Origin of the sequence: Kineococcus mangrovi (assembly GCF_041320705.1) — a bacterium.
In the GTDB taxonomy this organism is placed as follows: Bacteria; Actinomycetota; Actinomycetes; order Actinomycetales; family Kineococcaceae; genus Kineococcus; species Kineococcus mangrovi.
Genome location: NZ_JBGGTQ010000005.1, coordinates 241,922 through 259,353 on the forward strand (window position 1 = coordinate 241,922; position 17,432 = coordinate 259,353).

General features: G+C 73.1%; 16 protein-coding genes. 9 read left to right on the top strand and 7 right to left on the bottom strand.

Annotated elements, in window-relative coordinates:
* Positions 1-25: 25 nt before the first annotated feature.
* From AB2L28_RS12470 to AB2L28_RS12485, 4 genes are read left to right on the top strand one after another with little or no spacing between them, the layout of a single operon-like run.
* Positions 26-1,264, top strand: a complete 1,239-nt coding sequence (locus AB2L28_RS12470) for a phosphoglycerate kinase (RefSeq protein WP_370719240.1) — start codon at positions 26-28, stop codon at positions 1,262-1,264.
* A 41-nt stretch (positions 1,265-1,305) separates the two neighbouring features.
* Positions 1,306-2,091 carry a triose-phosphate isomerase gene (gene tpiA, locus AB2L28_RS12475; RefSeq protein WP_370719242.1) on the top strand — a complete coding sequence of 262 codons (786 nt, stop codon included), beginning with the start codon at positions 1,306-1,308 and terminating at the stop codon, positions 2,089-2,091.
* 31 nt (positions 2,092-2,122) lie between these two features.
* The gene (secG, locus tag AB2L28_RS12480) at positions 2,123-2,374 is read left to right on the top strand and encodes a preprotein translocase subunit SecG (RefSeq protein ID WP_370719244.1); all 252 of its coding nucleotides are present in this window, start codon (positions 2,123-2,125) and stop codon (positions 2,372-2,374) included.
* A 13-nt stretch (positions 2,375-2,387) separates the two neighbouring features.
* Positions 2,388-2,738 carry an RNA polymerase-binding protein RbpA gene (locus AB2L28_RS12485; RefSeq protein WP_366173646.1) on the top strand — a complete coding sequence of 117 codons (351 nt, stop codon included), beginning with the start codon at positions 2,388-2,390 and terminating at the stop codon, positions 2,736-2,738.
* A gap of 73 nt (positions 2,739-2,811) precedes the next feature.
* On the opposite strand, the gene pgl is transcribed toward AB2L28_RS12485, so the two are convergent.
* The 5 genes from pgl to tkt form a co-directional block, all read right to left on the bottom strand.
* Positions 2,812-3,561 carry a 6-phosphogluconolactonase gene (gene pgl / locus AB2L28_RS12490; protein ID WP_370719246.1) on the bottom strand — a complete coding sequence of 250 codons (750 nt, stop codon included), beginning with the start codon at positions 3,559-3,561 and terminating at the stop codon, positions 2,812-2,814.
* Entirely contained in the window at positions 3,558-4,835 is a 1,278-nt protein-coding gene (gene opcA / locus AB2L28_RS12495) for a glucose-6-phosphate dehydrogenase assembly protein OpcA (RefSeq protein WP_370719248.1), read from the bottom strand. The genes pgl and opcA overlap by 4 nt, the downstream gene beginning before the upstream one ends.
* A 22-nt stretch (positions 4,836-4,857) precedes the next feature.
* On the bottom strand, positions 4,858-6,399 hold the full coding sequence (gene zwf, locus AB2L28_RS12500; RefSeq protein WP_370719250.1) for a glucose-6-phosphate dehydrogenase: 1,542 nt from the start codon (positions 6,397-6,399) through the stop codon (positions 4,858-4,860).
* Positions 6,396-7,547, bottom strand: coding sequence for a transaldolase (gene tal, locus AB2L28_RS12505; protein ID WP_370719252.1), 1,152 nt, complete (start codon positions 7,545-7,547; stop codon positions 6,396-6,398). The genes zwf and tal overlap by 4 nt, the downstream gene beginning before the upstream one ends.
* 98 nt (positions 7,548-7,645) lie before the next feature.
* Positions 7,646-9,736 carry a transketolase gene (gene tkt / locus AB2L28_RS12510; RefSeq protein WP_370719254.1) on the bottom strand — a complete coding sequence of 697 codons (2,091 nt, stop codon included), beginning with the start codon at positions 9,734-9,736 and terminating at the stop codon, positions 7,646-7,648.
* A 352-nt stretch (positions 9,737-10,088) separates the two neighbouring features.
* On the opposite strand from tkt, the gene AB2L28_RS12515 reads away from it, so the two are divergent.
* Positions 10,089-11,108, top strand: a complete 1,020-nt coding sequence (locus AB2L28_RS12515) for a heme o synthase (protein WP_370719256.1) — start codon at positions 10,089-10,091, stop codon at positions 11,106-11,108.
* A 271-nt stretch (positions 11,109-11,379) separates the two neighbouring features.
* On the opposite strand, the gene AB2L28_RS12520 is transcribed toward AB2L28_RS12515, so the two are convergent.
* A complete protein-coding gene (locus tag AB2L28_RS12520; protein WP_370719258.1) occupies positions 11,380-12,153 on the bottom strand; it encodes an ABC transporter permease in 774 nt (257 codons plus the stop codon).
* Positions 12,150-13,109, bottom strand: a complete 960-nt coding sequence (locus AB2L28_RS12525; RefSeq protein ID WP_370719447.1) for an ABC transporter ATP-binding protein — start codon at positions 13,107-13,109, stop codon at positions 12,150-12,152. The genes AB2L28_RS12520 and AB2L28_RS12525 overlap by 4 nt, the downstream gene beginning before the upstream one ends.
* 141 nt (positions 13,110-13,250) lie before the next feature.
* On the opposite strand from AB2L28_RS12525, the gene AB2L28_RS12530 reads away from it, so the two are divergent.
* Genes AB2L28_RS12530 through sufC form a run of 4 tightly spaced genes read left to right on the top strand, consistent with a single transcriptional unit; the run spans position 13,251 to position 17,427 of the window.
* Complete coding sequence (locus AB2L28_RS12530; RefSeq protein ID WP_370719260.1) at positions 13,251-13,982, top strand: helix-turn-helix transcriptional regulator; 732 nt, start codon at positions 13,251-13,253, stop codon at positions 13,980-13,982.
* Complete coding sequence (sufB, locus tag AB2L28_RS12535; RefSeq protein WP_370719262.1) at positions 13,979-15,415, top strand: Fe-S cluster assembly protein SufB; 1,437 nt, start codon at positions 13,979-13,981, stop codon at positions 15,413-15,415. The genes AB2L28_RS12530 and sufB overlap by 4 nt, the downstream gene beginning before the upstream one ends.
* Positions 15,415-16,668, top strand: coding sequence for a Fe-S cluster assembly protein SufD (gene sufD, locus AB2L28_RS12540; RefSeq protein WP_370719264.1), 1,254 nt, complete (start codon positions 15,415-15,417; stop codon positions 16,666-16,668). The genes sufB and sufD overlap by 1 nt, the downstream gene beginning before the upstream one ends.
* A complete protein-coding gene (sufC, locus tag AB2L28_RS12545; protein WP_370719266.1) occupies positions 16,669-17,427 on the top strand; it encodes a Fe-S cluster assembly ATPase SufC in 759 nt (252 codons plus the stop codon).
* Positions 17,428-17,432: the final 5 nt, after the last annotated feature.

Consider the following 17,432-nt stretch of genomic DNA (forward strand, 5'->3'; position numbering starts at 1 on the left):
CGGGCAGCAGCAGAAGGGAACGTCCATGAAGACCATCGACGACCTCGAGGCCCAGCTCGGCGGCCTCGCCGGCCAGCGGGTCCTCGTCCGCAGCGACCTCAACGTGCCGCTGGACCACTCCGGCGAGCAGCCCGTCATCACCGACGACGGCCGCATCCGCGCCTCCGTGCCCACCCTGCGGCGCCTGCTGGACGCCGGGGCCCGCGTCGTCGTGACGGCCCACCTCGGCCGCCCGAAGGGGGCGCCGGAGGCGAAGTACTCCCTGGCCCCCGTGCACGCCCGCCTCGCCGAGCTGCTGGAGGGCGTCGACGTCGCCTTCTGCCCGGTGACCGTCGGCGAGGAGGCCACCGCCGCCGTGGCCGCCCTGCGCGAGGGCCAGCTCCTGCTGCTGGAGAACATCCGGTTCAACGCCGGTGAGACGAGCAAGGACGCCGACGAGCGCGGCGCGTTCGCCGACGAGCTCGCCGCCCTGGCCGACGCGTACGTCTCGGACGGGTTCGGCGCCGTGCACCGCAAGCACGCCAGCGTCTACGACGTCGCGCTGCGGCTGCCGCACGCCGCCGGTGGTCTCGTGGCGACCGAGGTCGAGGTGCTGCAGCGCCTGACCACCGACCCGGAGCGGCCCTACGCCGTCGTCCTGGGCGGCTCGAAGGTCTCCGACAAGCTCGGGGTCATCGACAACCTCCTCGGCTCGCTGCTGACGTCGGGGGACCGCCTGCTCGTCGGTGGCGGGATGGTCTTCACCTTCCTCGCCGCGACGGGCCGCGAGGTCGGCAGGAGCCTGCTGGAGGCCGACCAGCTCGACCGGGTCCGCGGCTACCTGGACACCGCGCGCGACAAGGGCGTCCAGCTCGTCCTGCCCACCGACGTCGTGGCCGCGACGGCGTTCGCCGCCGACGCCGACCCGCAGGTCGTCCCCGCCGACGCCATCCCGGCCGACCGGCTCGGTCTCGACATCGGCCCCGAGTCCGCGCGGGCCTTCGCCGCGGCCCTGGCCGACGCCCGCACGGTGTTCTGGAACGGCCCCATGGGCGTGTTCGAGATGGAGCCCTACGCCGGCGGCACCCGCGCCGTGGCGCAGGCCCTCGTCGAGGCGAAGGACTCCTCCGGCGCGTTCAGCGTCGTCGGCGGCGGCGACTCGGCGGCGGCCGTGCGCACCCTCGGCTTCGCCGACGAGCAGTTTGGGCACATCTCCACCGGTGGTGGGGCGAGCCTGGAGTACCTCGAGGGCAGGCAGCTGCCCGGCCTCGACGTCCTCGACTGACCCCGCGACCCCGCCCACACACCCCGCTGGAAGGCGTACCGATGCCCCGCACCCCGCTCATCGCCGGCAACTGGAAGATGGTCCTGGACCACCAGCAGGGCACCCTGCTGGTGCAGAAGCTGGACTGGACCCTGAAGGACGCCAAGCACGACTACTCCGCCGTCGAGGTGGCCGTCCTGCCCTCGCACACGAGCCTGCGCACCGTGCAGACGCTCATCGACGGCGACAAGCTGTCGATCCGCCTCGGCGCGCAGGACGTCTCCGAGCACGACGCGGGTGCCCACACCGGTGAGGTGTCCGCGGCCCAGCTCAGCAAGCTCGGCGTCACCTACGTGGCCGTCGGGCACTCCGAGCGCCGCCAGCACCACGGCGAGGACGACGCGGTGGTGCGGGCGAAGACGGCGAAGGCCCTGGCCGGCGGGCTCGTCCCCGTCGTCTGCGTGGGGGAGCCGCTGGAGGTCCGCAAGGCGGAGCAGCACGTCGAGCACACCGTCGGGCAGGTCGTGCAGGCCCTCACCGGCCTGACGGCCGAGCAGGTCGCCGGGCTCGTGCTCGCCTACGAGCCGGTGTGGGCCATCGGGACCGGCGAGGTCGCCACGCCCGAGGACGCCCAGGAGGTGTGCGCCGCGCTGCGTTCGGCCGTGGCCGAGCAGTTCGACCAGACGACGGCCGACGCGGTGCGGATCCTCTACGGCGGCAGCGTGAAGCCCGCCAACATCGCCTCGATCATGAAGCAGCCGGACGTCGACGGGGCCCTCGTCGGGGGCGCCAGCACGGACGCGGGCGACTTCGCCGCGATCGTGCGCTTCCGCGATCACCCGGCCTGAGGACGGCCCGTGATGGCCTAGGCTGAGCGGCGTGAGCGTCCTCCGCATCGTGCTGCAGGTGATCCTCGCGATCTCCAGCCTCTTCCTGACCCTGCTCATCCTGCTGCACAAGGGCAAGGGGGGTGGCCTGTCGGACATGTTCGGCGGTGGCGTCACGACGAGCCTGTCCGGGTCGAGCATGGCCGAGCGGAACCTCAACCGGTTCACGATCACGGTCGGTTGCGTCTGGTTCGCGACCGTCGTGCTGCTCGGCCTGGTCGAGCGCTTCACCAACGAGTTCTGAGGAGACGACCGACGTGGCAGGTGGCAACGCCATCCGGGGCAGCAGGGTCGGCGCCGGCCCCATGGGCGAGGCGGAGCGCGGCGACACCGCGCCGAGGATCCGCATCTCCTACTGGTGCGCGAACGGGCACGAGACGAAGCCCAGCTTCGCCGAGGAGTCCGGGGTCGAGCCGCCGGAGACGTGGGACTGCCCGCGCTGCGGGTTCCCCGCCGGCACGGACCGGAGCAACCCGCCGGCCCCGCCGAAGAACGAGCCCTACAAGACGCACCTCGCGTACGTGAAGGAGCGCCGCTCCGACGCCGACGGCGAGGCCATCCTCAACGAGGCCCTGGACTCGCTGCGAGCGCGCGGCCTCATCCGCTGATCCCGCCCGCTCCACGGACGACGAAGGCCCCCCGCACACCGTGCGGGGGGCCTTCGTCCGTGCCGGACCGGGCTCAGAGGTCGGCGGCAGCAGCCTCGTCGACGAGCCACAGCGTCCGCTCGGTGCCGAACACGCCGGCGGCCGGGGTCTCGGAGACCTCGCCGGCGGCGACGCCGCGGGCGACGGCGGCGGCCTTCTCGGCGCCGGCGGCGACGAGCCACACCTGCCGGGCCCGTGCGATGGCCCCGAAGGTGAACGAGACCCGCAGCGGCGGCGGCTTGGGGGACTCCCGGATCCCGACGACGCTGGACTCGTCACGCGCCAGCCCGGGGTGGCCCGGGAAGAGGGAGGCGACGTGCCCGTCGGGCCCCATCCCCAGCAGCAGGACGTCGAACGCAGGGACCTCCGCCCCGTCGCCGAACTGCAGCAGCTCGGCGGCGTAGCGGGCGGCGGCCGCGTCGAGGTCGTCCCCGTCGGGGCCGTCCGTGGCCGGGGGGTAGTGCACGGTGGACACGTCGAGGTCCAGCGCGTCCAGCAGGGCGTCCTGGGCCTGCGTGGCGTTGCGCTCCGGGTCGCCCGTCGGCAGGAACCGCTCGTCGGACCACCAGAAGTGCACCCGGCGCCAGTCCACGGCGTCCCGACCGGCCGCGCCGGCGACCGCCGCCAGCGTCTTGCCGCCGATCGTGCCGCCCGTCAGGGACAGGTGCGCCACCCCCCGCGCCGCCTGTGCGTCGGCCAGCGCGGTGAGGAGCCGGTCGGCGGTGGCCGCGGCCAGCAGCTCGGCAGAGCCGTACCGGACGACGGAGACGGCCTGACGGCTCACCGGTCCACCGCCGCGCGCCTCGTCGTCGTCCGTGCCGTCTTCTTCGCGGTCTTGGCGGCCGTCGTCTTCTTCGCGGTGGTCTTCTTCGCAGTGGTCTTCTGCCCGGTCGTCTTCTGGGCGGCCGTCTTCGTCGCGGCGGCCGCCCGCTTCTGGGTGGACCGGACCTGCGGGGTCTGCGACTCCGGGGCCTCACCCGCGACGGGGGAGGTGCCGTCGGAACGTTCCTGCTCCGGCGGGGCCCCCTTCATCTGCTCCGAGACCACCGCCGAGGCGGCCTCGGCGGCGGCCTGGCGCGCCGCCGCCCCCCGGCTGCCGGACAGCTTCCCGGCGTGCTCGGCGTCGCGGGCGGACATGACCTTCCTGCTCACCTGCGGCAGGCCGTCGCGCAGCACCTCGCCGTAGACCTCGTCGGGGTCCAGGCGCCGCAGCTCCTCGGTCAGGCAGTCCTTCACCTGCCGGCGGGCCAGGGAGAGCCGTCGGTCCGGCTGACCCGGCTGGGTCAGCGTGGCGACCGTCGCGTCGGGGCGGATCAGCTCCACCGCGCCGGACCGGCGTTCGAGCCGGACGCTCTGGACGCCGGTGCCGCGACGGGTCCGGGCCCGCACGACGGGCGCCTTGAGCTTGGCGGCGAGCCAGGCGGCGAGCAGCTCGGTGCTCGGGCTGTCCGGAGCGCCGGCGACCGTGATGGACGTGACCGGCTCGTAGGGCGGCTGGTCCAGCGCGGCCGCGAGCAGCGCGCGCCAGTTCGTCAGGCGGGTCCACGCGAGGTCGGTGTCACCCTCGCGGTAGGTGGCCCGCCGCGCCGCCAGGGCCTTCGCCGGGTCGCGCGACTCCGCGGAGTCGGTGATCCGGCGCTGCGCGATGCGGCCGATGGGGTCGGTGCGCAGGTCCTCGGGGGCCGCGCCGGGCCAGTAGGCCACGATCGGCGCGTCCGGCAGCAGCAGGGAGACGATGGTCGTCTCACCGTGCTCGACGAGCGGGCCGTACGCGCGCAGCACGATGACCTCGCTGGCCCCGGCGTCCCCGCCGACCCGGATCTGCGCGTCCAGGCGGGCCGCCCCGCGCTTGGTGCCGCGGGCGAGGACGAGCACCCGGCACGGGTGCTCGCGGCTGGCCTCGTTGGCCGCGGAGATGGCGTCCTCGGCGTGGGCGTCGTCGGTGACGACGACGAGCGTCAGGACCCGGCCGAGGGCCACGGCCCCGCCGGAGTCGCGCAGGTCGATGAGCGCCTTGTTGATGGCGCTCGTCGACGTGCTGGGCAGGTCGATGATCATCGTGAGACCTCCTCGGTGCGCGTCACGGTCGCCGCCACTGCCGGCCGGTCCGCTCGAGCATGGCGTCCGCCGACGGCGGCCCCCACGTGCCCGACGGGTACGGCTCGGGCCGGCTGTTCTTGGCCCAGAACGAGGTGATCGGGTCCAGGATCTTCCAGGACAGCTCGACCTCCTCGTGCCGCGGGAACAGCGGGGGGTCCCCGAGCAGGACGTCGAGGATGAGCCGCTCGTACGCCTCGGGGCTGGACTCGGTGAAGGCGTGCCCGTAGCCGAAGTCCATCGTCACGTCCCGCACCTCCATCGCGGTGCCCGGGACCTTCGACCCGAACCGCATGGTGATGCCCTCGTCCGGCTGGACCCGCACGACCAGCGCGTTCTGGCCCAGCTCCTCGGTCGCGGTCCGCTCGAACGGCAGGTGCGGCGCCCGCTTGAAGACGACGGCGATCTCGGTCACGCGCCGGCCCAGGCGCTTGCCCGCCCGCAGGTAGAACGGCACACCCGCCCAGCGGCGGGTGTCGATCTCCAGCTCGACGGCGGCGAACGTCTCGGTCCTCGAGGCCGGGTCGATGCCGTCCTCGTCGAGGTAGCCCTTGACGAACTCCGAGCCCTGCCAGCCCGAGGCGTACTGCCCGCGGGCCGTCGAGCGGGCCAGGTCCTTCAACGGCCGCACGGCCGAGAGCACCTTGGCCTTCTCGGCGCGCAGGTCGGCCGCCTCGAAGGAGACCGGTTCCTCCATGGCCGTCAGGGCCAGCAGCTGCAGGAGGTGGTTCTGGATGACGTCGCGCGCCGCGCCGATGCCGTCGTAGTACCCCGCACGGCCGCCGATGCCGATGTCCTCGGCCATGGTGATCTGCACGTGGTCGACGTGGTTGGCGTTCCACAGCGGCTCGAACATCTGGTTCGCGAAGCGCAGCGCCAGGATGTTCTGGACCGTCTCCTTGCCCAGGTAGTGGTCGATGCGGAACACCGAGTCCGGGGGGAAGACGTCCTCGACCACGGCGTTCAGCTCGCGCGCCGAGGCCAGGTCGTGCCCGAACGGCTTCTCGATGACGACGCGGCGCCACTGGTCGCCGTGCTGGGCGCTCAACCCGCTGCGCGCCAGCTGCTTGGCCACGACGGGGAAGAACCGCGGCGGGATCGACATGTAGAACGCGTGGTTCCCGCCGGTGCCGCGCACCCGGTCCAGGTCGGCGACCGTCGCGGCGAGCTGGTCGAACGCCTCGTCGTCGTCGAACTCCCCGGGCACGAAGCGGAACCCCTCGGCCAGCTGGGCCCACACGGACTCGCGGAACGGGGTCCGGGCGTGCTGGCGGACCGAGTCGTAGACGATCTTGCCGAAGTCCTGGTCGACCCAGTCGCGCCGGGCGAACCCGGTGAGGGCGAACCCCGGGGGCAGCAGCCCCCGGTTCGACAGGTCGTAGATCGCCGGCATGAGCTTCTTGCGCGCCAGGTCACCGGTCACGCCGAACATCACCATGCCGCAGGGACCGGCGATCCGGGGGAGCCTGCGGTCCCGCGGATCGCGCAGCGGGTTCACCGCGTGCGTCACCCGCGTGGGGCTCACCGGGCGTCTGCCTGCGTCTTCACGCGCTCCAGCTCGTCGGTGACGGTCTGCAGCAGCTCGGTCCAGCTCTTCTCGAACTTGTCCACGCCCTCGGTCTCGAGCAGGTCGACGACCTCGGTGTAGGAGATGCCCAGGCGCTCGAGGTCGTCGAGGACCTTCTGGGCCTCGCCGTAGGAGCCGCGGACGGTGTCACCGCTCACCTCGGCGTGGTCGACGGTCGCGTCGAGCGTCTTGCCGGGCATGGTGTTCACGGTGTTCGGCGCCACGAGCTCGGTGACGTAGAGGGTGTCGGGCAGGTTCGGGTCCTTGACCCCGGTGGAGGCCCACAGCGGACGCTGTGGACGGGCGCCGGCCTCCTTGAGGACCTGCCAGCGCGGGGTCGAGAAGACCTCCTCGTAGGCCTGGTAGGCCAGGCGCGCGTTGGCCAGGCCCGCCTGGGAGCGCAGGCCCTTCGCCTCCTCCGTGCCGATCTCGTCGAGCCGCTTGTCGATCTCGGTGTCGACGCGGGAGACGAAGAACGACGCCACGGACTCGATCGTGGAGAGGTCGTGGCCGTTGACCTTGGCCTGCTCGAGGCCGGTGAGGAAGGCCTGCATCACCGCGCGGTAGCGGTCCAGGGAGAAGATCAGCGTGACGTTGACGCTGATGCCTTCCGACAGCGCGGTGGTGATGGCGGCCAGGCCCTCGACCGTGGCGGGGATCTTGATGTAGAGGTTCTCCCGGCCCACGGCCTTCCACAGCGTGCGGGCGGACCCCTCGGTGGCGGCGGTGTCGCGCGCCATGCGGGGGTCGACCTCGAGGGAGACGCGGCCGTCGAGGCCGTCGGTGCGGTCGAAGACCGGCTTGAGGACGTCGCAGGCGCGGCGGACGTCCTCGGTGGTGATCTCGAAGACGGCCTTCTCGGTGTCGGCGCCGGCGGCGACGAGCTCGGAGACCTGCTCGGTGTAGCGGTCGCCCTTGGACAGCGCCGTCGCGAAGATCGTCGGGTTGGACGTGACGCCCAGGACGCCGAGGTCGACGAGGCGCTGCAGCTCCCCGCCGTCGGTCAGCTCGCGGGAGAGGTCGTCGAGCCAGACCGAGACGCCGTGCTGGTGCAGGGCCTCGAGGGTGGGGCTGGTGCTGGTGGGGGTGCTGGTGGTGTCGCTCACGGGATTGCTCCGTTCCTTCGTCCACGGGGTGGTGGGCGCCGGGACGGCGCCCGCACGAGGTCCCGGGGGCCCGCCGGTGCGGGCCCCCGGGGTGGTGCTCACTGCAGACCGGCGAGGGATTCCTTCGCAGCGGTCACGACCGCGGTGTCGGTCAGGCCGAACTCGCGGTACAGGTCCTGGTAGTCGGCCGACGCGCCGTAGTGCTCGATCGAGACCGAGCGGCCGGCGTCACCGACGATGCCCTCCCAGCCGAAGGCCAGGGCGGCCTCGACCGAGACGCGGGCCTTGACCTGCGGCAGCAGGACGGTGTCGCGGTAGGCCTGGTCCTGCTGGGAGAACCACTCCCGGCACGGCATCGAGACCACGCGGGTGGGGACGCCCTCGGCCTCGAGCTTCTCGCGGGCCGCGACGGCGACCTGGACCTCGGAGCCGGTGCCGATGAGGATGACCTGCGGGGTGGCGGCCGAGCTCTCCACCAGGGTGTACGCGCCCTTGGCCACGCCGGAGGCGTCGCCCCAGCCGTCCTGCGAGCGGTCGAACGTCGGCAGGTTCTGGCGCGAGAGCGCCAGACCGGCCGGGCGGTCGGTGTGCCCGAGGATCGTGCGCCACGCCCACGCCGTCTCGTTGGCGTCACCGGGCCGGACGACGTCCAGGCCCGGGATGGCGCGCAGCGCGGCGAGGTGCTCGATGGGCTGGTGCGTCGGGCCGTCCTCGCCCAGACCGATGGAGTCGTGCGTCCACACGTACGTCACCGGCAGCTGCATGATCGCCGCGAGGCGGACCGCCGGGCGCATGTAGTCGCTGAAGACGAGGAACGTGCCGCCGTAGGGGCGGGTGCCGCCGTGCAGCGCGATCCCGTTGAGGATGGCGCCCATGGCGTGCTCGCGGATCCCGAAGTGCAGGGTGCGGCCGTAGAGGTTGCCCTCCCACGTCTTCGTCGTGCGGCTCTCCGGCAGGAAGCTCGGCTCGCCCTTCATCGACGTCAGGTTCGACTCGGCCAGGTCGGCCGAGCCGCCCCACAGCTCCGGCAGGGTCGAGGCGAGGGCGTTGAGGACCTCACCGGACGCCTTGCGGGAGGCGATGGAGGTGCCGGCCTCGAAGACCGGCAGTGCCTGCTCCCAGCCGGCGGGCAGGGTGCGGGTGCGCATCCGGTCGAACAGCTCGGCGCGCTCACCGGCGCCGGCGCGCCAGGCGTCGAACTCCTGCTGCCACGCGGCGTGCTCGTCCTTGGCGCGATCGCGCAGGGCGCGGGTGTGGGCGAGGACGTCGTCGGCCACGGCGAACTCGGCCTCGGGGTCGAACCCGAGCAGCTCCTTGGTGGCCTTGACCTCGTCCTCGCCGAGGGCCGAGCCGTGCGACTTGCCGGTGTTCTGGGCGTTCGGCGCCGGGTAGGCGATGATCGTGCGCAGCACGATGATCGACGGCTTGGACGTCTCGGCCTTGGCGGCCTCGAGCGCGGCGTGCAGCCCGGCGACGTCCTCGGTGTACTCGCCCTCGCCGCCGTTGGTCCAGTCGATCGTCTGGACGTGCCAGCCGTAGGACTCGTAGCGCTTGGCCGTGTCCTCCCCGAGGGCGATCGCGGTGTCGTCCTCGATGGAGATGTGGTTCTGGTCGTAGATGACGACGAGGTTGCCCAGCTCCTGGACGCCGGCGATGGCCGAGGCCTCGGAGGTGACGCCCTCCTCGATGTCGCCGTCGGAGGCCAGCACGTAGACGTGGTGGTCGAACGGGCTCGTGCCGGGGGCGGCCTCGGGGTCGAACAGGCCGCGCTCGCGGCGGGCGGCCATGGCCATCCCGACGGCCGAGGACAGGCCCTGGCCCAGGGGACCGGTGGTCATCTCCACGCCGGCGGTGTGCCCGTGCTCGGGGTGGCCCGGGGTCTTCGAGCCCCACTTGCGCAGGGCCTTCAGGTCGTCCAGCTCCAGGCCGTAGCCGGCCAGGTACAACTGGACGTAGAGCGTGAGGCTGGAGTGCCCGCAGGAGAGCACGAACCGGTCGCGGCCGACCCAGTCCGGGTCGGCCGGGTCCTGCCGCAGCATCTTCTGGAACAGCAGGTAGGCCACCGGGGCCAGGCTCATCGCGGTACCCGGGTGCCCGTTGCCGGCGCGCTGCACGGCGTCCATGGCCAGGACGCGGACGGTGTCGACCGCCTTCGTGTCGAGTTCGCTCCACTCGAGGGGCTGGCTCACGTGTCTCCTCCCGTGCGAACCAGCTGACCGCCCAGCGCCCGGATGGCGGTGGGGACCGGCCGTTGGTCCGCTCTGTCGTCTTCCGTCGCGGCCGGGACCGTGGTGTTCCGGTCCGGCGTCCGAGGCGTTCTGTGTGGTGACGCTCCGTGGCCGTCGCTCGCGGCGGTGTGGGGCGCGTCGCCTGCGAGGAGCCTACTCGCACGCGGGTGGGCCGCAGCTGGGCAGGGGTGCACCCCCGCGGGGGTGAGGCCGCGGTGGCGCCGACGCGCCCGCGACGCCCTCCCGGGTACGACAGCGCGTAGCAGAGGCGTAAGCTCGAGGCTGCCCGTTGCCGCCTCGCCCTGAGGACACTGTGACCGTCGCCGACCCGCGTCTCTCCGACGCCCCCGCGCACTCCCGGACCAGCCTGCTGGGCCGGCGCCGCGGTGGGCGCCCCCCGCGCTTCCCCCGGGCCGCGGCGTACCTCGCCCTGACCAAGCCGCGCATCGTCGAGCTCCTGCTCATCACGACGATCCCGGTGATGCTCTTCGCGGCGGGCGGTCTGCCGTCGGGCCGGCTGGTGCTGACGACCTTCGTCGGCGGGGCGCTGGCCGCCGGCTGCGCCAACACGCTGAACTGCTACTTCGACCGCGACATCGACGCGCTGATGAAGCGCACCGAGAACCGGCCGCTGGTCACCGGTGCGGTGAGCCCGCGCCAGGCCCTCGCGTTCGCCGCCGTGCTGGGCCTGACCTCGACCGCGCTGTTCGTGGCCTTCGTCAACGTGCTGTCGGCGGCCCTGGCCGTCGCGGCGATCCTGCTCTACGTCGTCGGCTACACGCTGCTGCTCAAGCGCCGCACCTCCCAGAACATCGTCTGGGGCGGCGTCGCCGGCTGCATGCAGGTGCTCATCGGCTGGACGGCCGTGACGGGCTCGCTGAGCTGGGCGCCCTTCGTCCTGTTCGGGGTCATCTTCCTGTGGACCCCGCCGCACTACTGGCCGCTGTCGGTGCGCTACCGCGAGGACTACGCCAACGCGGGTGTGCCCATGCTCCCGGTGGTGGCCACGCCGACGACCGTCTCCCGCCAGGTCGTCGCCTACACGGTGGCGATGGTCCTGTGCTCCCTGCTCCTCGTGCCGCTCGGCGGCGCGGGGGTCCTCTACGGCGTCGCCGCCCTCGCCCTCGGCCTGGCCTTCCTGGGGCAGACGATCGGCCTGCACCGGCGCGCCTCGCGCTTCGAGCGGGAGACCGGTGGCCGGGACGCGGGCACGCTGGAGCAGCTGCGCCGCATCTCGCCCATGGGCGTCTTCCACGGGTCGATCACGTACCTGACGCTGCTGTCGGTGGCGGTGGCCCTCGACCCGTTCGTGCGGATCCCCTGGCCGTTCTGACCTGGTCGGCCCCAGCCGCGACGCTGGCCCCGCCCGTCGTGACGGTGGGGCACCCGGACGCGCACCGGCGCGCCGCCCGGAGACGCGGCGCACCGCGCACGTGGTGCGCCGCACCCCGTCCACCGCGACGCAGCGGGCCGGGACGTGCCGCTCCGGCGGCGCTCCTGCACCGCCGCTCGTGGTGGGGGTGCGCCGACGTCCGGTCAGCGCGGCGTCGACCGCGACGAACGCGCTCGGGGCCGGCACGACACCCGCCCGAGCGCCGGTGAGCTCACTCCCAGCGGAACCACCGCGCGCAGGCGAGGCTGCCGGCGATCGCCCAGACGGCCAGCACCACGAGCGGGCCGGCGGCGAGCGTCCCGGCCCCCAGGGCCTCGCGGACCGCGGTGCCGAGCGCGCCGGACGGCAGCAGGTCGGTGACGGGGGACAGGGGCGAGGGCAGGACGAGCCCGCCCCCGGCGAGCAGCAGCACCCACGCGAAGTTGGCGACGGCCAGCGTCCCCTCGGCCCGCACGGTCCCGGCCAGCAGCAGGCCCAGCGCGGTGAAGGCCGCGACGCCGAGCAGCACGGCGGGCACCGCCAGGACCAGCCGGCCCGACGGCGACCAGCCCAGCGCCGCGGCCAGGGCGCCGAGCACGACGACCTGCACGACGACGAGGGCCAGGACGGCCAGGACCTTGCCGGCCAGCAACCCGCCGCGCCCCAGCGGCGAGGTCGCCAGCAACCGCAGGACCCCGTTGCGGCGGTCGAAACCGGTACCGATGGCCTGGCCCGTGAAGGCCGTCGAGACGACCGCGAGGGCGAGGACCCCGCCCAGGGCCAGCGCCGGGCGGTCCCCGGACCCGAGGTCCAGGGAGGTCACGCGGGTCACGCCGACGAGGACGAGGGCCGGCAGCAGCAGCGTCAGCAGCAGCTGCTCACCGTTGCGCAGCGCGATGGTGGCCTCGAAGCGGGCCTGGCGCAGCACGCGCCGGGCGAAGGGGGCCGAGGCCCCGCCGGGGGTGAAGTCGAGCCCGTCCGCGGGCCTGGTCAGGGACGTGCTCACCGCAGGGTCCTCCCGGTCAGGTCGAGGAACACGTCCTCGAGGGTCTTGCGGACCGGGCCGATGCCTTCGGCCAGGACGTCGTGCGAGGCGCACCAGCTCGTGACGGTCGCCACCACGCGCGGGTCGACCTCGACGCCGGTGACGGCGTAGCGGCCCGTCTCGACCTCGTCGACGTCGGCGCCGACGGGCAGGGCGCGCGCCAGGTCCCGCGTGGGCAGGCCCGGCCGGGAGCGGAAGGTCAGCGCGGCCGGCCCCGAGGTCAGCTCCGCGGGGGTGCCGGTCGCCACGACGCGGCCGTGGTCGACGACGACGACGTCGTCGGCGAGGCGTTCGGCCTCCTCCATGAGGTGGGTGGTCAGCACGACCGCGACCCCGGCCGCCCGCACCTGGCGCACCACGTCCCAGACCGCGAGGCGCGCCTGCGGGTCCAGGCCCGCGCTGGGCTCGTCGAGGAAGACCAGCTCGGGGCGGCCCACCAGCGCGCAGGCCATCGCCAGCCGTTGCCGCTGCCCGCCGGACAGGCGGCGCACCCGGGTGCGGGCGAAGGACGTCAGGCCCAGCCGCTCGGACAGGGCCCGCAGGTCGAGGGGGTCGGTGTGCAGGGCGGCCACGTGCGCGAGGGCCTCGTGGGCCGAGACCCCGGTGGGCAGCCCCCCGTCCTGCAGCATGACGCCCACGCGGGGCCGCAGGGCGGCGGCGTCGTGGACGGGGTCCAGGCCCAGCACCCGGACCGTGCCGGAGTCGGCGCGCTGCAACCCCTCGCAGATCGCGACGGTGGTCGTCTTGCCGGCCCCGTTGGGGCCCAGCACCGCGGTGACCCGGCCGTGCGCGGCGGTGAAGGACAGCCCGGCCAGGACGGCGGGCCCGGCGCCGAAGGTCTTGCGCAGGTCGCGGACCTCGACGGCCGCGGCTGCGTCGCCGTCCGTCGTCGCCGCGGGGGAGGGGGAGCCGAGCACCACGAGGACGCAGTCTACGAGGGAGGTAGTAGCGCGCCCGACCGCTCGCCGGGGGGTGGTGCCGGACGAGCGGGTCAATTAGGTAACATGGATGTTGTGGAAATGGTGAGGACAGCCTCACCGGGACGGACGGCCGCCCCGGTGGGCGAGAGCCTGCCCGGGGTCGAGGAGGCCCGCACCCGCACCCGCGTCCGCACCAGCGTCGCCGAGCTGGGCCCCGTCAGCGCGGCCCGCGTCGCCGAGGTCCTCGGTCTCACCGGTGCCGCGGTCCGCCGCCACCTCGACGCGATGGTCGCCGACGGCGTGCTCGAGGTCCGCGACCCCCGGCCCGGGGCCCGTCGGGGCCGCGGGCGCCCGGCGAAGGAGTACGTCATCGGCTCGGCCGGTCACGACGACCTGCCCGCCGGGTACGACGAGCTGGCGCTCACGGCCCTGCAGTACCTGGCCGACACGCTCGGTCCCGAGGCCGTCACCGACTTCGCCCGCCGCCGGTTCGCCGGCCTGGAGGAGGCCCTGGCCGGTCTCGACGGTCCGCTGCCCGAGCGGGTCGACGCCCTCGTGCGGGCGCTGGCCGACCAGGGGTTCTCGGCGAGCTCGCGGCCGGTGGCCCGGGGAACAGCGGCCGAGGGCGTCCAGTTGTGCCAGGGGCACTGCCCCGTCCAGAAGGTCGCCGAGGCCTTCCCGCAGCTGTGCGAGGCCGAGCGGCGGACGTTCGAGACCGTCCTCGGCACCCGGGTCCAGCGCCTGGCGACCCTCGCCCACGGCGACCACGTCTGCACGACGTTCGTGCCCCTCGAAGCGCTCCACCAGCACGAACCCCCGCAAGCCCCCCCGCACCACGACCAGCACGCCACGGAAGGACGACGACTGTGACCGACACCGTCTCCGAGACCCCGACCACCGCGGGCCCGCCCGAGCTCGAGGGTCTGGGCAAGTACCAGTACGGCTGGGCGGACTCCGACTCCGCCGGCGCGTCGGCCCGTCGCGGGCTGTCCGAGGACGTCGTGCGCGACATCTCGGCGAAGAAGGGCGAGCCGGAGTGGATGCTCGCGCTGCGCCTGAAGGCGCTGCGGATGTTCGGCCGCAAGCCGATGCCCGACTGGGGTTCGGACCTCACCGGGATCGACTTCGAGAACATCAAGTACTTCGTGCGCTCGACCGAGAAGCAGGCGACCAGCTGGGACGAGCTGCCCGAGGACATCAAGAACACCTACGACCGCCTCGGCATCCCCGAGGCCGAGAAGCAGCGGCTCATCGCCGGTGTCGCGGCCCAGTACGAGTCCGAGGTCGTCTACCACCAGATCCGCGAGGACCTGGAGGAGAAGGGCGTCGTCTTCGTCGACACCGACACCGGGCTGCGCGAGCACGAGGAGCTCTTCAAGGAGTACTTCGGTTCGGTCATCCCCGTCGGGGACAACAAGTTCGCCTCGCTCAACACGGCCGTGTGGTCGGGCGGGTCGTTCATCTACGTCCCCAAGGGCGTCCACGTCGACATCCCGCTGCAGGCCTACTTCCGGATCAACACCGAGAACATGGGCCAGTTCGAGCGCACGCTGATCATCGCCGACGAGGGTTCCTACGTGCACTACGTCGAGGGCTGCACGGCGCCGATCTACCAGTCCGACTCGCTGCACTCCGCGGTCGTCGAGATCGTGGTGAAGAAGAACGCCCGCGTGCGGTACACGACGATCCAGAACTGGTCGAACAACGTCTACAACCTGGTGACCAAGCGCGCCACGGCCGCCGAGGGCGCGACCATGGAGTGGATCGACGGGAACATCGGCTCCAAGGTGACGATGAAGTACCCGGCCGTCTACCTCATGGGCGAGCACGCCAAGGGCGAGACCCTCTCGATCGCCATGGCCGGTGAGGGCCAGCACCAGGACGCCGGCGCCAAGATGGTCCACGCCGCCCCGCACACCGCCAGCTCGATCGTCTCCAAGTCGATCGCCCGCGGCGGTGGCCGCACGTCCTACCGCGGCCTCATCCAGGTCCTGGAGGGTGCTCACCACGCGGCCTCGACGGTCCGCTGCGACGCCCTCCTGGTCGACACCATCTCCCGGTCGGACACCTACCCCTACAACGACATCCGCGAGGACGACGTCGTCATGGGGCACGAGGCCACGGTCTCGAAGGTCTCCGACGACCAGCTCTTCTACCTCATGAGCCGCGGCATGGCCGAGGACGAGGCCATGGCGATGATCGTGCGCGGGTTCATCGAGCCCGTCGCGCGCGAGCTGCCCATGGAGTACGCGCTGGAACTGAACCGCCTCATCGAGCTGCAGATGGAAGGGGCCGTCGGCTGATGACCCTGGTCAACGAAGAGACCACCGCCTCCGCGCCGGGCACCCGCGCCGGCACGGTGGACACCTCCGGGGCGCACACCCACGGCGGGCCCGCCGCCCCGGAGGCCTCGCGCGCCGCCCGGGCGACCTCCTTCGACGTGGTCGACTTCCCGGTGCCCACGGGCCGGGAGGAGGAGTGGAAGTTCTCCCCGCTGCGCCAGCTCGCGCCGCTGTTCGAGGTCGCCGAGCGCGCCGCCGGGAACTCCGCCGCCGTCGAGGTCAGCGCCCCCGCCGGCGTCGAGCACACCACCGGCACCCCGGCCGAGGTCGGGGCCGGGACCGCGTTCGTGCCCGGTGACCGCGCCGCCGCCGCGTCGTGGAACGCCACCGACGTCGCGCACGTCGTGCGCGTGCCCGCCGAGGTCGAGCTGACCGAGCCGGTCCTGGTGACCGTCCGCGGGCAGGCCGGGCGCACGAGCGAGGGCCACCTCGTCGTCGAGACCGGTCACCACGCCAAGGCCCTCGTCGTGCTCTCGCACGTCGGGTCCGGCGCCCACCGCGGCAACGTCGAGGTCCGCGCCGGCGACGGTTCGGAGCTGACGGTCGTGAGCCTGCAGGAGTGGGACGACGACGCGCTGCACGTCGGCCAGCACGACGTCCGCGTCGGCCGCGACGCGCAGGTGCGCCACATCGTCGTCACCCTCGGCGGCAAGGCCGTCCGCGTCTCGGCGAACATCGGCTACGCCGCCCCCGGCGGGTCGGCGACCGCGCTCGGGGTGTACTTCGCCGGGTCCGGCCAGCACTCCGAGCACCGCCAGTTCGTCGACCACACGGCCGTGAACTGCCGCAGCTACGTCGAGTACAAGGGTGCCCTGCAGGGGGCCGACGCCCACGCGGTGTGGATCGGCGACGTGCTCATCCGCGCCTCCGCCGAGGGCACCGAGACGTACGAGCTGAACCGCAACCTCGTCCTGACCGACGGTGCGCGCGCGGACTCGGTGCCGAACCTGGAGATCGAGACCGGCGAGATCGTCGGCGCCGGCCACGCCAGCGCCACGGGCCGCTTCGACGACGAGCAGCTGTTCTACCTGCAGTCGCGGGGGATCAGCGAGGAGGAGGCCCGCCGTCTCGTCGTGCGCGGCTTCTTCGCCAGCATCGTCGAGCGGATCGGCATCCCCGAGGTCTCGCAGCGACTCATGACCACGATCGAGGGCCGGCTGGCGCAGGACCCCACCGCGCCCGCCCCCGCCGCCCAGCCCGTTGAGGAGAACTGAATGTCCACCCTGGAGATCCGCGACCTGCACGTGACGGTCGACGAGGCGGACGGTTCCGTCAAGGAGATCCTGCGCGGGGTCGACCTGACCATCGCCTCCGGTGAGGTCCACGCCGTCATGGGCCCCAACGGGTCCGGCAAGTCCACGCTCGCCTACTCCATCGCCGGTCACCCCAAGTACACCGTCACCGGCGGCACCGTCACGCTCGACGGCGAGGACGTCCTGGCGATGAGCGTCGACGAGCGCGCCCGCGCCGGTATGTTCCTGGCCATGCAGTACCCGGTCGAGGTCCCCGGCGTCACCGTGTCGAACTTCCTGCGCACGGCCAAGACCGCGATCGACGGCGAGGCCCCCAAGCTGCGCACGTGGGTCAAGGACGTCAAGCAGGCGATGGACGACCTGCGCATGGACGCCTCCTTCGCCGAGCGCAACGTCAACGAGCACTTCTCCGGCGGGGAGAAGAAGCGGCACGAGATCCTGCAGATGGAGCTGCTCAAGCCGAAGTTCGCGATCCTCGACGAGACCGACTCCGGCCTGGACGTCGACGCGCTGAAGATCGTCTCCGAGGGCGTCAACCGGTCGCTGGCCGCGGTGTCGCCCGGGGTGCTGCTCATCACGCACTACACGCGCATCCTGCGGTACATCAAGCCCGACTTCGTCCACGTGTTCGTGAACGGCAAGGTCGCCGAGCAGGGCGGCCCGGAGCTGGCCGAGTCCCTCGAGGAGACCGGGTACGACCGGTTCCTCGCCCCCGCCTGACCGGC

What these genes read in the sequence shown, in the direction of transcription:
- tpiA (WP_370719242.1), top strand. Translation starts at nt 1,306, where the DNA reads ATGCCCCGCACCCCGCTCATCGCCGGCAACTGGAAGATGGTCCTGGAC.
- sufC (WP_370719266.1), top strand. Translation starts at nt 16,669, where the DNA reads ATGTCCACCCTGGAGATCCGCGACCTGCACGTGACGGTCGACGAGGCG.
- opcA (WP_370719248.1), bottom strand. Translation starts at nt 4,835, where the DNA reads ATGATCATCGACCTGCCCAGCACGTCGACGAGCGCCATCAACAAGGCG.
- AB2L28_RS12470 (WP_370719240.1), top strand. Translation starts at nt 26, where the DNA reads ATGAAGACCATCGACGACCTCGAGGCCCAGCTCGGCGGCCTCGCCGGC.
- sufD (WP_370719264.1), top strand. Translation starts at nt 15,415, where the DNA reads ATGACCCTGGTCAACGAAGAGACCACCGCCTCCGCGCCGGGCACCCGC.